Raw genomic sequence first — 12,533 nt, forward strand, 5'->3', positions numbered from 1 at the left:
CTGCCTCGTGCTGACGCGCGACATGCGCATCCTCAAAAAACAACGCTCGATGGCAAACTCCTGACAACACGCTAGAGGCAATCTGCGCGTCTGACCGCTTTGGGAGATGTTGGCGTGAGACTGAGCGTCCGGCTCACTTGCCCGGCGCGGTGTCGGTATCGAATGACTGTGCGATGGCGCCGCTGATCGGCCCGATTTGGGCACTACGATGGACGTACAGTGTGACTTTGCGTTCGAATCGCAGCGGACCGTCGATTACCGCATGTGGCCCAACGATGACGCGTGGTGTGCGTGTCGGGTTGAATGACATGCTGAAGCTTGGCTTGTTGATCGTGATCCCGCCGCCCAGATGCGCGTCATGGCCCACGGTAACGTCGCCGTTGACCGTCTCGATGCCGCGATCCAACTGCATGGCGATCACGCCGATACTGCCGTTGACGCTCTCGATCGCGCCAACGATGCGTCCGCCGCGATTGACGAAGATACCGCCGTTGACTGTTTTGATCGAGCCATCGATCTGCGCGCGTTCGTCAATGTTGATGTTGCCGTTGACTGTGGACAAGCCGTTGGTCTGGGCATTGTCGGCGACTCTGATATTGCCGTTGACCGTCTCCACGCTGCCCACGCGTGCGCCGGACTCGACACTGATGTTGCCGTTGACGATGTTTAGGTTTCCATATTGCTTGCCGGCAATGGCCTTGATGCTGCCGTTGACCTTGCTGATGTCCTCGGCCGCCAGCGCGGAATCGGCGGTGAGGGCAATGACCAACAGCACGGCCAGATGCATCGGTTTCATTATTTTCCACCTCCCCTAACACCGGCCATCCGGTTGCGATTCATCGTGGGGCGATCACAACACGCTTCGCTACAATCCACACCTGCCTGAAGTCATTGGATCCGCCCTTGTCCGCTGCCAGCTCCGTTCTCTCGCGTTCCGCCCTGTCTGGCGCGACGCATCGGTGTGTCTGGCTGCAGTCACGCAAGTTCATGCCTGTCGTGGCGATGGCGCTGCTGTGGCTGGCGACAGGCCTGGCTGCCGCACAGAACCCGCGTGACGCCGAGCGTCGCTTGGAGAAAGTGCGTGGCGAGCTGAAGAGCGTAGCCGAGGAGCGTCATCAGTTGGAGGGCAAGCGCGGCGACGCCGCGCGACAATTGCGCGATGCCGACGAAAAGGTCGCCGCTACCGGACGCAGCCTGGCACAGACCCAGCAGGCACTGCGTCAGCATCAGCAGACCCTGGCCGAACTGGAGCACAAACGCGATGCATTGCGCGCCAGATTGACCCGCCAGCACGCCGAATTGGCGCAATGGCTACGGGCCGCCTATGCCATCGGTGACAATGCACCTTTGAAACTCTTGCTGGCGCAGGATCGCGTGGCCGATGCCAACCGGCTACTGACCTATCACCGTTATCTGCAGCGCGAACGCGCGCAACGCATCGCCAGCTTGACCCACGAACTGCAGGCCCTCGAACAGGTACAGCGCGATGTCGCGCAGCAGCGGCAGCAGTTGAGCCAAGCGCAGCGTCGTCAGCAAGAGCAGGCGGCCGCATTGCAGCGTGACCGCAAGCAGCGCGCCAGCGTGGTGTTGGAACTTGATCAGCGGTATCAGGATCGCAGCGAACGCGAGAAAGCGCTTGGTCAGGACGCGAAGGCCCTGGAAACCTTGTTAGCCAATCTGCGCGCGGCTGCCGCCCGTGCCGAGGCCGAGCGGCGTGCCGCGGCCAAACGTGCCGCCGCCGAACAGGCCGCGCAGGCCAGGGCCGGCAATAACCCACACGCTGGCGGCAAGGTCCCACCTAAGGTGATGGCCTCGGGACCACCGTTGAAGGTTGGCGGGCTCGGCTGGCCGTTGTCTGGCGATTTACTCGCGCGTTACGGCGGCAGGTTGCCAGATGGGCGTACCAGCAACGGCGTGCTGATCGCCGCGCCAGCCGGCAGTACCATCACTGCGGTGGCCGACGGGACGGTGGTGTTCTCCGAGTGGATGACCGGTTACGGCATGATCCTGATCGTGGACCATGGTAACGGCTACATGAGCCTATACGCGCACAACGATACCTTGTTGCGCGATGCGGGCGACCGGGTCAAACGCGGGGATCCGGTGGCCAAGGTCGGTAACTCCGGCGGTCAGGGCCGCCCGGCGTTGTACTTCGAATTGCGTCACAACGGCCAGCCGGTGGATCCGGCGTCGTGGCTGCAGCGACGCTGAATACAGCATCGCAGTGCGGTCAACGCGTGTTTAGGGTGATTTCGCGCATAATCGTGCCCACTGTGTCATCGATGGCGCAGGCCTTCCCCAATCGGAGTGCTTCATGCGCGTAGTCCTGTCCGTTGCCTTGTTGCTTGCGCTGGCGCCGCTGCCACTGATGGCGCAGCATGCCGCCACGCAGACATCCACGGCACCTGCGGCCAGCGCCGATGATCCGGATGCAACCGAGTCGGCCACGTCGAAAGTGCCGCTGGACGAAATCCGTCGCTATGTCGCGGTCTATAACGCGGTGAAGGAAGCCTACGTCGATCCTGTCGACGACAAGAAACTGATGCAGTCTGCGATCCGTGGCCTGTTGCTCGATCTCGATCCGCACAGTACCTATTTCAGCAAGGAAGACGCCGAAGCCTTCGATGAGCAGACCAGCGGTGCCTACGATGGCATTGGCGTGGAATTGCTGCAGTTGCCGGACAACACCCTCAAGGTCGTGTCGCCGATCGATGACACCCCGGCCGCGCGTGCAGGCCTGCGCTCGGGCGATATCATCATCGCCATCGACGGCAAGCCGATCAGTGCGGTCAAGGCGATGGAACCGCTGCGTGGCAAGCCAGGTAGCAAGGTCGTGTTGACCATCGAACGCGACAAGATCGATAAACCCTTCGACGTCACGTTGACCCGGCAGACCATCCGTGTGGCCAGTGTACGTAGCCGCATGCTGGAGCCTGGCTACGGCTACATCCGCATCAGCACCTTCCAGGCCGATACCGGCGCGGATTTTCGCAAGCAGTTGCAGCAGTTGCTTGCGAAGGCCGGCGGCAAGCTGCGCGGCCTGGTGCTTGATCTGCGCAGCAATCCCGGCGGATTGCTGACCGCGGCGGTGCAGGTGGCCGACGATCTGCTCGACAAAGGGAACATCGTCAGCACACGCGGGCGTATCTCGGTCAGCGATTCCAAGTTCGATGCCACCCCAGGCGATTTGCTCAACGGCGCGCCGATGGTGGTGCTGGTGGATGCTGGATCGGCGAGCGCCTCTGAAGTGCTCGCTGGCGCGCTGCGCGACAACAAGCGCGCGCGTATCGTCGGCAGCCGTACCTTCGGCAAGGGCTCGGTACAGACTGTGTTGCCGCTGGACAACGGCGATTCGGTCAAGCTGACCACGGCGCGCTATTACACGCCCAGCGGCAAGTCGATCCAGGCCAGCGGCATCGTCCCCGACGTGGTGTTGCACCCTGAGGGCGAGGCGGAGGATGCGGACAAGCCAGCGGCGATTGCGGACTACAGCGAAGCCACATTGCCGGGTCATCTACGCGGCGACGACGAGGGGGCCGAGGGGTACAGCGCCGGCGACCCGCTGCCGGGCGATGCGCCGATCGCGCAGGCACTTGCCGAACTGAAACAGCCTGGTGCGGTGGCCAGGGCCGCCGCCGCCAAGCCGGTCAAGCCGAAAGCCAAGCCGACCGCAGTACCGATGCACAAACCGGGTACACCCTCGACCAAGTCGGCGCCGCAGACGCCTGCGCCCGGCAAGACCAAACCGGAAAAACCTGAGCCGGCAGCGGCGACGCCCGGTTCCTGAGCCAGCGGCGCTGCGTAGCCATCCCGCTGGCGTCGGTGTCTGTGCCGAATTTAGCCCAGCGTCAGCACCTCGGGATTGGCCAGATGCTGTGGCGTGCCGGCGGCGAAGGCCAGCACGTTGTCGAAGGCAGCGCCGAAGTACAGTTCGTAGCTGGCCTGCTCGACGTAGCCCAGGTGCGGTGTCGCCAGTACCTGCGGATGCCGTAGCAGCGGGTGCTGCGGGTCCAGCAGCGGCTCCTGTTCGAATACGTCCAGCGCCGCCTGGCCGGGACGTCCGGCAGCCAGCGCCGTTTGCAGTGCGCCGGGGGCGAGCAGCTCGGCACGGCTGGTATTGACCAACAGCGCATCGGGCTTCATGCGCAGCAGATCGTCCAGCACGATTTGGTGGCGGGTGGCCGCGACCAGGCGACGGTGCAGGCTGAGCACGTCGCTGTCGGCGAACAGCGCGGCGCGGCTGGCGGCGATCTCGAAACCGTCGGCGCGTGCATGCGCGCAGGTCTCCTCGCTACCCCAGACCTGCACGCGCATGCCGAATGCGCGGCCATAAGCGGCGACGCGTCGCCCGATCTTGCCGTAGCTCCACACGCCCAGGGTCAGTCCTTCCAGGCGGCGACCCAGTTCCGCAGTGCCGGTGGCCTGCCAGTGCCCAGTCAGCAACGCGTCGCGGTATGCCGGTAGGCGCCGGCTGGCCGCCATCAGGAGTGCCCAGGTCAGCTCTGCCGGCGCCACCGGTGAACCGACACTTTCGGCCACAGCGACGCCGCGTGTGGTGCACGCGGCCAAGTCGATGTGCTCGCCGATCCTGCCGGTCTGGCTGATCAGGCGCAGCGCCGGCAACCGCGCCAGCAGCGTGGCATCGATGTGGGTGCGCTCGCGGATCAGCACCAGCACCTCGGCCTCGGCAGCGTGGTGAATGAGGGTCTCTGGATCGGGCGACGGCGCGGTCAGTACCTGCACGCGATGCCCTTGCAGCCGACGGAAGCAGGGCAGGTGTCTTACCGCATCCTGATAATCGTCGGCGATCAGGATGCGCATCGGCTCAGCGGGGTTTGCCGGGCATCGGGAATGGTGTGACCACCTTCTCGCCGGTGGCAGCCTCGCGGATCGCCGACGGGCCCTTCTTTTCCACCTGTTCGATCCGCACGATGCTCTGCATCGGCAGGTGCAACGTTTGGGTGTTGCCGAACTCTTCGCGCAGGCGTTCCTCGGTGGGATCGATCACCACGCCATCGTGCAGATCGAACACCAGCGCGCCGATCTCGGTGAATCCCCACAGATGGCTGCTGCCGACGTGTTGCGCATACAGTTCGTAGACCTTGCCGTGGTTGAGGAAGATCACTTTGTAGAGATGTTTGAACATGCTCGAAGTATAAGACGCGCTGTCGTCGGACGTGGCTCAGAATCAAACGACGTTGCGCCTATCCAGGCGTAGCGCGCACGTACAACCCGTAACCGATGCCGAAGGCGAAGCCGGTCAAGTGCGCCGACCACGCCACCATGCCGAATGCTGGGCCGATGTAGGCGAACACGACCTGCAATGCGACCCAGGTGCCGATCAGTAACGCTGCCGGAGCACGGACGAACTCCAGGAACAGCCCCAGAGGCAGGACCACGCCGAGCTTGGCGCGCGGGAACAGTGCCAGATAGGTGCCGATCAAGGCCGAGACCGCGCCGCTGGCACCGATGATGACGCGATCGGGGGTGTCGATCGCGAACACGGCGGCCAGGTTGGAGATCGCACCGCCGCTCAGGAACAGCAGCAGGAAGCGCCACGGGCCCAGCACACGTTCGGCGGGCAGGCCGAAGATCAGCAGGAACACCAAGTTGCCGAGCAGGTGCGACCAATCGGCATGCAGAAACAGTGCGGTGAACAGGCGCAGCACGCTGCCGTCATGCAGGGGCGCAAGCCAATCGCGTGGGCTTGTGCCGACCGACAACGCCCCCCAGTCCAACCACAACGTGGCGCGGGTTTCATTGGGGAGATTGGTGGACCACAGGAAGGCGAGCCATATCGCTGCCAACAGCAACGGCGCGGCCCAGCGCAGCTTGGCCCGTTCGCGGGTGGGGATGGAGACGAACATGCGAATACCGGAAAGCCTCGGATGGCAAAGATACCGGCTTCATGCGGCAGGACCTAGGCGCGCTCCATACGAACCTGAACGCAGCAAATTGTTTATGCTGAATATTGTTATAGTTGAGTTAACGCAAGACGTCATACCGCATGCCGCGCCGTATGTCCGGACAGGATTCCGGGATACATCTTCGACTTCTCAGGCCGGCAATGTGCAGGTGCGAACACCGATGTCCCTTTGTCCGGAGAGAAGAACCATGCAAAACGCAACCCAGTTCGTCCGTTTCACGGCCCTGGCCGCGGCTATCGTCGGTGCACTGACCATGGGTCAGGCGCATGGCGCCGCCTTCCAACTCAAGGAAAACAGTGCAAAGGGACTTGGTCGTGCCTTCGCCGGTGCTGGGAGTGCACCGGGCGACGCTTCCATCATCGCCGTCAATCCGGCGGGCATGCGCCAACTCGATGGCACGGTGTTCCAGGCCGATATCAGCGCGATTCAATTTTCCGCCAAGTACCGTGGCAACGGCGCGACCTATGCCAACGGCGCGCCGATCTCCGGTGGTAACGGCGGCGACGCCGGCATGATCGCGCCGGTCCCGGCGGTCTACTTCCACATGCCGTTCGGCGCAGATAACAACATGCATTTCGGCGCATCGCTGACTGCGCCATTCGGTTTCAAGACCCAGTACGACCGCGATTGGTTTGGCCGCTACAACGGCGTCAAGACCGAAATGCGCACGATCGACTTGAACGCCGCCTTCTCCTACGACGTCAATCCATATGTCTCCTTCGGCGCCTCTGTGTTTGCCGAGCGCCTGAATATGGAACTGAGCAATGCGGTCGATTTCGGCAGCATCTTAGCCGCACGCCGCGTGCCGGGTTTCGCGCCAGGCAGCGCCGACGGCTTCTCGCGTATCAAGGGCGATAACACTGCGGCCGGCTTCACCCTGGGTGGCTTGTTCAGCGTCGATGAGAACACCCATATCGGCTTCAGCTATCGGTCGCAGGTAGAGCACAAGATCACCAATGGTGACGTCGATTTCACCGTCTGGGGCAGTGCCGCCACTGTGCTGGCCGTTGCCGCGCCGGGTACCTTCGTCGACACCAAGGGCCGCGCCACGGTCAAGCTGCCTGCCAGTGCCACCGCCAGCTTCACCCACAACTTCAACGAGCAGTGGACGGTGATGGCCGATGTCACCCGCACCGCCTGGAAAAAGTTCGACAAGATCACGGTCGACTTCGCTTCCAATCAGCCCGCAAACACGCTGACGTTCGGCTACCGCGATACCACCGCTGTCTCGCTTGGTACCGAATACCGCATGAGCGACACATTGACCTTGCGCGGTGGCGTGGCTTACGACGAAACCCCGACCACCGATCAGCACCGCGATGTGCGCGTGCCGGATGCAAGCCGCAAGTGGGCTTCGCTGGGTCTGAGCTGGAGGCCGTTCGAGCATGTGGAGTACAGCGTTGGCTATACCCATCTGTTCATCAACGATCCGAAAATCGCCACCACCAGTGCGACAGGGAATACGCTGGTCGGCCATTACGACGTGAACGCCAACGTGCTGGCGGCCTCGTTCAACTATAAGTTCTGATCGCAACTGTTACAGCAACGATGAAAAAGCCCCGCTCATGCGGGNCGCCGTGTGTAAGACCGATGGCGAGGGCTCAGACGCAGGCTCCGGTTGGTTGATGCGCTGCGTGATCAGTGCTGCTCGCACAGCATTCAATCGCCCAGTGTCAGCAGCGAGGCATTGCCGCCAGCGGCGGTGGTGTTGACGGTGACGACCTTCTCGGTCGCAAAGCGCAGCAAGTAATGCGGGCCGCCGGCTTTGGGACCGGTGCCGGATAAGCCCTGGCCACCGAAGGGTTGCACTCCGACCACGGCGCCGATCTGGTTGCGGTTGATGTAGACGTTGCCGACCGCCACGCGCGCGGCAATGCGCTCGATGGTTTCGTCGATGCGCGAGTGCACGCCGAGAGTCAGACCGTAGCCGGTGGCGTTGATCTGGTCGATCACCGCGTCGAGCTGGTCGGCTTTCCAGCGGATCACGTGCAGCACGGGGCCAAAGACCTCGCGCTGTAATTGCGCCAGCGATTGCAATTCGTAGGCGCGCGGAGCAAAGAAGTTACCGTGCGCGGTACTGTCATCGGTGCCAGCCACGGCAATCAGACGCGCCTCGCGGTCCATGCGTGCGGTGTGCTCGGTGAGCAGTTGCAGCGCATCGGCGTCGATGACCGGGCCGACATCGGTGGAGAGCAGGCCCGGATCGCCGATCTTCAATTCGGCCATCGCGCCCGCCAGCATGGTCATCACCTTGTCGGCAATGTCGTCCTGCACGAACAGCACGCGCGCGGCAGAACAGCGCTGGCCGGCGGAAATGAACGCGCTGGCGATCGCATCTTTGACCACCGCTTCCGGCAACGACGAGGAATCGGCGATGAACGCGTTCTGGCCGCCGGTCTCGGCGATCAGCACGCCGATGGCGGTCTCGCGCGCGGCCAGCGCACGGTTGATCGCGCGGGCTGTCTCGGTGGAGCCGGTGAAGGCGACCCCGGCCACACGCGGATCGCGAGTCAGCGCGGCACCGACGGTCGCACCATCGCCGGGCAGGAATTGCACCACGGCCTCCGGCACCCCGGCTTCGTGCAGCAACTTCACCGCCGCATGCCCGACGAGATTGGTCTGCTCGGCGGGCTTGGCGATGACGCTGTTGCCAGCGGCCAACGCCGCAGCGACCTGGCCGAGGAAGATCGCCAAGGGGAAGTTCCACGGACTGATGCACACGAACACGCCACGACCGTGCAACTGCAGTTCGTTGGATTCGCCGGTCGGCCCGGGCAGCCGCTCGGGCGCGCCGAACTGGGCGCGTGCCTGGCCAGCGTAGTAGCGCAGGAAATCCACCGCCTCGCGTACTTCGGCCACGCCATCGGGCAAGGTCTTGCCGGCTTCCTTGACGCACAGCGCCATGAACTCGGGCATGCGCGCTTCCAGCAAGTCGGCGGCGTGTTCGAGGATCGTGGCGCGGCTGGCGGCGGGAGTGCGGTTCCAGGCCGGTTGTGCGTTGACGGCATTGGCGAGCGCTTTTTCCACGCTGGCCGCATCGGCTGGCTGCCAGCGGCCGACGACCTCGCGGCGGTTGGCGGGGTTGGTCACGGGCAACGCTTCGCTGGCGATCACCGTGCCGGGCACCAGCGGCGCGGCGTGCCAGGGTTTGAGCGCGGCGTTGAGTTGATCGGCCAGTACACGCAGGTCGTTGTCGTTGGCGAGGTTGGCGCCCATGGAATTTTTCCTGTTGTGATGCTGGCTGCGCAGCAGGTCCACTGGCAGCGGAATTTTCGGATGCGGGATGGAGGCGAACGCAGACACGGCCTCGAGCGGATCGCGGATCAGATCCTCGATGGCCACGTTCTCGTCGGTAATGCGGTTGACGAAGCTGGAATTGGCGCCGTTTTCGAGCAGGCGCCGCACCAGGTACGGCAACAAATCCTCGTGCGAGCCGACCGGCGCGTACACCCGGCAGGGCACGCCCAGGCGGCCGGCGGGAATGACCTCGGCGTAGAGATCGTCGCCCATGCCATGCAGCTTCTGGTGTTCGTAGTCCCTGCCGTTGGCGATGGCGCGCACCGCCGCGATGGTCTGCGCGTTGTGCGTGGCGAACATCGGGTACAGCGCGTCGCTGTGCGCGAACAATCGCTTGGCGCAAGCCAGATAGGACACGTCGGTGTTTTGCTTGCGGGTGAACACCGGATAGCCGGGATGGCCCTCGACCTGGGCGCGCTTGATCTCCGCGTCCCAGTAAGCGCCCTTGACCAGGCGCACCGGAATACGACGACCGACGCGGCGCGCCAGATCGGCAAGGAAATCGATCGTGTACGGCGTGCGTTTCTGATACGCCTGTACCGCCAGGCCGTAGCCTTCCCAGCCGTCCAGCGAGGGATCGGAGAAGGTGGCCTCGATGAGATCCAGCGACAATTCCAGACGGTCGGCTTCTTCGGCATCGACGGTGTAGCCGATGCCGTAGGACTTTGCCAGCTGCGCCAGCTCCAGCACGCCTGGTGCCAGTTCGGCCATCACCCGTGCGCGCTTGGCGTGCTCGTAGCGAGGGTACAGCGCGGAGAGTTTGATCGAGATGCTGGGCGCGGCGAAGACCGCGTCCTTGCCGCTATCGCGCTGGGGTTGCTTGGCGAAATGCGTGCCGATGGCGTGGATTGCCTGACGATAGGCGTCCAGGTAGCGCCGCGCGTCGCGCATGGTCAGCGCGCCTTCGCCGAGCATGTCGAAGGAATAGCGGTAGTACGCGTTGTCGCCCTTCTTCGAGCGCGCCAGCGCCTCGCCGATGGTGCGACCCATGACGAATTGATGGCCCATGATCTTCATCGCCTGACGTACCGCCAGCCGGATCACCGGCTCGCCGACGCGGCCGATCAGGCGTTTGAATGCGCCAGACACGTCGGCACGTGTGAGGTCGTTGATCTGCACCAGCTTGCCGGTGAGCATCAGGCCCCAGGTGGATGCATTGACGAGGATCGAATCGCTCTCGCCCATGTGCTTTTTCCAGTCCGCATCGCCGAGTTTGTCGCGGATCAGCTTGTCGGCGGTGTCCTGATCGGGGATGCGCAGCAGCGCCTCGGCCACGCACATCAGCAGCACACCTTCCTCGCTGCCCAGATCGTATTGGCGCATGAACGCTTCGATCGCACCCTGATTCTGCGCACGCGCACGCACGCGGGTGACCAGATCGGCGGCCAGCGCCTGTACCTTGGCCTGCTCGGCGGTCGGCAGGCGTGCGTGTTCGAGCAGTTCGCGCACGTGCTCGGTTTCGTCCTTCAGCCAGGCGGCGGTGATCGCGGCGCGCAGGGCGTGCGCGGCGGGCGGAAGTTCGGGGACGAGCAGCGGCGAAGGCGAGGCCGATGGAATCGGCGAGGCAGAGCCGGCGCCAGACAGAGCGTTCATGCGGGAAAGGCCAGGGATGGAAGCGATCATTTTATGTCAGCGCCCGCGCGGGCTGCGCGGGTCCGGCGGCGTCGACGGCTGCGATGCCGCGTCGATCTGGTTGCATTGCAGCATTTTTTGTGATGTACCCGTGCTTGCCGCGGGGCAGGCCCAGGGCTACCATCCGGACGTACTCGCGACTTAAAGGCGAGGCGGTTCGGAAGCGCGGTTCGACATGATCGAAATGTTTCCGTTTTCTCCGGAGGGGTCGGGTGCGCAGCTGCGGCTGCGCCCGCCACGGGCGCTCAACGCCCGACAGTTCGTCTTGTTGTTCGCCGCGCTCGCCGGGGCGATGTGGGCCGTGGCAGGAGTTGGATGGCTCGCAGGCAATGTGTTCGCGCCTGTATTCGCCTTGTTGCACAGCATGATGGTGGCGCTTGCACTGCGCTGGTTATGGCGGGTGGGCGAGCGCGAAGAGGAGATCCGGGTGGGTCCGGCCTGCGTGGAAGTGACCCATCCAGATGCAGAAACGCCAGCGTTCCGCGCTCATCCGCATTGGGTGCGGTTGCGGATCGAAGGCGACGACAGGGTGGTGCTGGCTTCCAGCGGCAAGCAGGTTCGGGTAGGCGAGTTCCTCGGTCCCGACGAGCGCCGCGAACTGGCGCAGACCCTGCAAGGCTTGCTGGCGGCCACGACTGGCCGCAACCGATGACACGCTAAGGGGTCTAGGCAATGAAGCAATGCGGCAGATGGGTGCAACAGACAGTTAAGGCTGGAATGACACTGGCGGCGGCAGTGGCTGCGCCTCTGGCGTGGGCGCAAGCGGCCGATCCGAAGCCGTGGCAACTCAACATGGGCCGTGGCGTCACCCAGAGCGCACACAATGCCTACGATGCCCACATGCTCGCATTGTGGGTGTGCGTGGTCATTGGCGTGCTGGTGTTCGGCGCGATGGCGTATGCGCTGTTCACCTTCCGCAAGTCCAAGGGCGCGGTGCCGGCGCAGTTCACCCACAACACCAAGGCCGAGATCGTATGGACGGTGATTCCGGTGTTGATCCTGATCGTCATGGCCTGGCCGGCCACGGCCAAGCTGATCGCGATGTACGACACCCGCGATGCCGAAATGACGGTGAAGATCACCGGCTATCAGTGGATGTGGCGGTACGAATACTTGGGTGAGAACGTGTCCTTCACCAGTCGTTTGGCGCGCAGTTCCGACCGCATGCGCCAGAGCGGCGCGGTGCCGACCGTCGAACACGATCCGCACTATCTGCTGGATGTGGATAACCGCCTGGTGCTGCCAGTGAACACCAAGGTCCGTTTCCTGATTACCGCCGATGACGTGATCCACGCCTGGTGGGTGCCAGCGCTGGGCTGGAAGCAGGACGCCATTCCTGGAATCGTCAACGAGGCCTGGACCAGTATCGATACACCCGGGGTGTATCGCGGTCAGTGCGCCGTCCTCTGCGGCAAGGACCACGGCTTCATGCCAATCGTGGTCGAGGCGATGAGCAAGCAGGATTTCCGCAAGTGGCTGGCATCGCGCAAGCCGGCGCCCGCGGTTGCAGCGCCCGCGTCCGCGCCGGTGGCCGCTCCAGCAGCTGCGCCGACGGCGGCGTCCGCTCCGGACAACACGGCGGCGCCCACGGTGCCACCGCAGGCGCAACAATCGCGCCCGCGTCCTCGTCCCGGTTCGCACCTGACCGTGCAAGCCACCTGATGTCCAGCCTTCCCT

Annotated in this window: 10 protein-coding genes and 1 pseudogene; 5 read left to right on the top strand and 6 right to left on the bottom strand. The window is 64.1% G+C overall.

Annotation, left to right across the window (positions count from 1 at the left end):
• Nucleotides 1-91 (bottom strand): annotated as a pseudogene (locus tag XANALMUS060_RS22065) (methylglyoxal synthase); the annotation flags it as partial.
• A gap of 42 nt (nt 92-133) precedes the next feature.
• Nucleotides 134-796, bottom strand: coding sequence for a hypothetical protein (locus tag XANALMUS060_RS11955; protein WP_045738614.1), 663 nt, complete (start codon nt 794-796; stop codon nt 134-136).
• Nucleotides 797-987: 191 nt separating this feature from the next.
• On the opposite strand from XANALMUS060_RS11955, the gene XANALMUS060_RS11960 reads away from it, so the two are divergent.
• Nucleotides 988-2,211 (top strand): peptidoglycan DD-metalloendopeptidase family protein, encoded by a 1,224-nt coding sequence (locus XANALMUS060_RS11960; protein ID WP_045738615.1) that lies wholly within the window; start codon nt 988-990, stop codon nt 2,209-2,211.
• Between the two features lie 103 nt (nt 2,212-2,314).
• Nucleotides 2,315-3,787: a S41 family peptidase gene (locus XANALMUS060_RS11965; protein ID WP_045738616.1), complete on the top strand. Its 1,473-nt coding sequence runs from the start codon at nt 2,315-2,317 to the stop codon at nt 3,785-3,787.
• 50 nt (nt 3,788-3,837) lie between these two features.
• On the opposite strand, the gene XANALMUS060_RS11970 is transcribed toward XANALMUS060_RS11965, so the two are convergent.
• Genes XANALMUS060_RS11970 through XANALMUS060_RS11980 form a run of 3 tightly spaced genes read right to left on the bottom strand, consistent with a single transcriptional unit; the run spans nt 3,838 to nt 5,867 of the window.
• A complete protein-coding gene (locus XANALMUS060_RS11970; RefSeq protein ID WP_045738617.1) occupies nt 3,838-4,821 on the bottom strand; it encodes a D-2-hydroxyacid dehydrogenase family protein in 984 nt (327 codons plus the stop codon).
• A gap of 4 nt (nt 4,822-4,825) precedes the next feature.
• Nucleotides 4,826-5,146, bottom strand: coding sequence for a DUF1820 family protein (locus XANALMUS060_RS11975; RefSeq protein WP_045726801.1), 321 nt, complete (start codon nt 5,144-5,146; stop codon nt 4,826-4,828).
• A 58-nt stretch (nt 5,147-5,204) separates the two neighbouring features.
• Nucleotides 5,205-5,867: a rhomboid family intramembrane serine protease gene (locus tag XANALMUS060_RS11980; protein WP_045738618.1), complete on the bottom strand. Its 663-nt coding sequence runs from the start codon at nt 5,865-5,867 to the stop codon at nt 5,205-5,207.
• A 313-nt stretch (nt 5,868-6,180) separates the two neighbouring features.
• On the opposite strand from XANALMUS060_RS11980, the gene XANALMUS060_RS11985 reads away from it, so the two are divergent.
• Nucleotides 6,181-7,455: an outer membrane protein transport protein gene (locus XANALMUS060_RS11985; RefSeq protein WP_235430474.1), complete on the top strand. Its 1,275-nt coding sequence runs from the start codon at nt 6,181-6,183 to the stop codon at nt 7,453-7,455.
• A gap of 131 nt (nt 7,456-7,586) precedes the next feature.
• Here the strand turns inward: XANALMUS060_RS11985 and putA are convergent, their stop codons facing one another.
• Entirely contained in the window at nt 7,587-10,817 is a 3,231-nt protein-coding gene (putA, locus tag XANALMUS060_RS11990) for a bifunctional proline dehydrogenase/L-glutamate gamma-semialdehyde dehydrogenase PutA (RefSeq protein WP_045738620.1), read from the bottom strand.
• A 214-nt stretch (nt 10,818-11,031) separates the two neighbouring features.
• Here putA and XANALMUS060_RS11995 point away from each other — a divergent pair, with 214 nt between their 5' ends.
• Nucleotides 11,032-11,508, top strand: a complete 477-nt coding sequence (locus XANALMUS060_RS11995; RefSeq protein ID WP_045738621.1) for a DUF2244 domain-containing protein — start codon at nt 11,032-11,034, stop codon at nt 11,506-11,508.
• Nucleotides 11,509-11,528: 20 nt separating this feature from the next.
• A complete protein-coding gene (coxB, locus tag XANALMUS060_RS12000; protein WP_045738622.1) occupies nt 11,529-12,518 on the top strand; it encodes a cytochrome c oxidase subunit II in 990 nt (329 codons plus the stop codon).
• The last annotated feature ends 15 nt before the right edge of the window (nt 12,519-12,533 follow it).

Source organism: Xanthomonas sp. MUS 060, from assembly GCF_000963215.1.
Taxonomy (GTDB): Bacteria; Pseudomonadota; Gammaproteobacteria; order Xanthomonadales; family Xanthomonadaceae; genus Xanthomonas_A.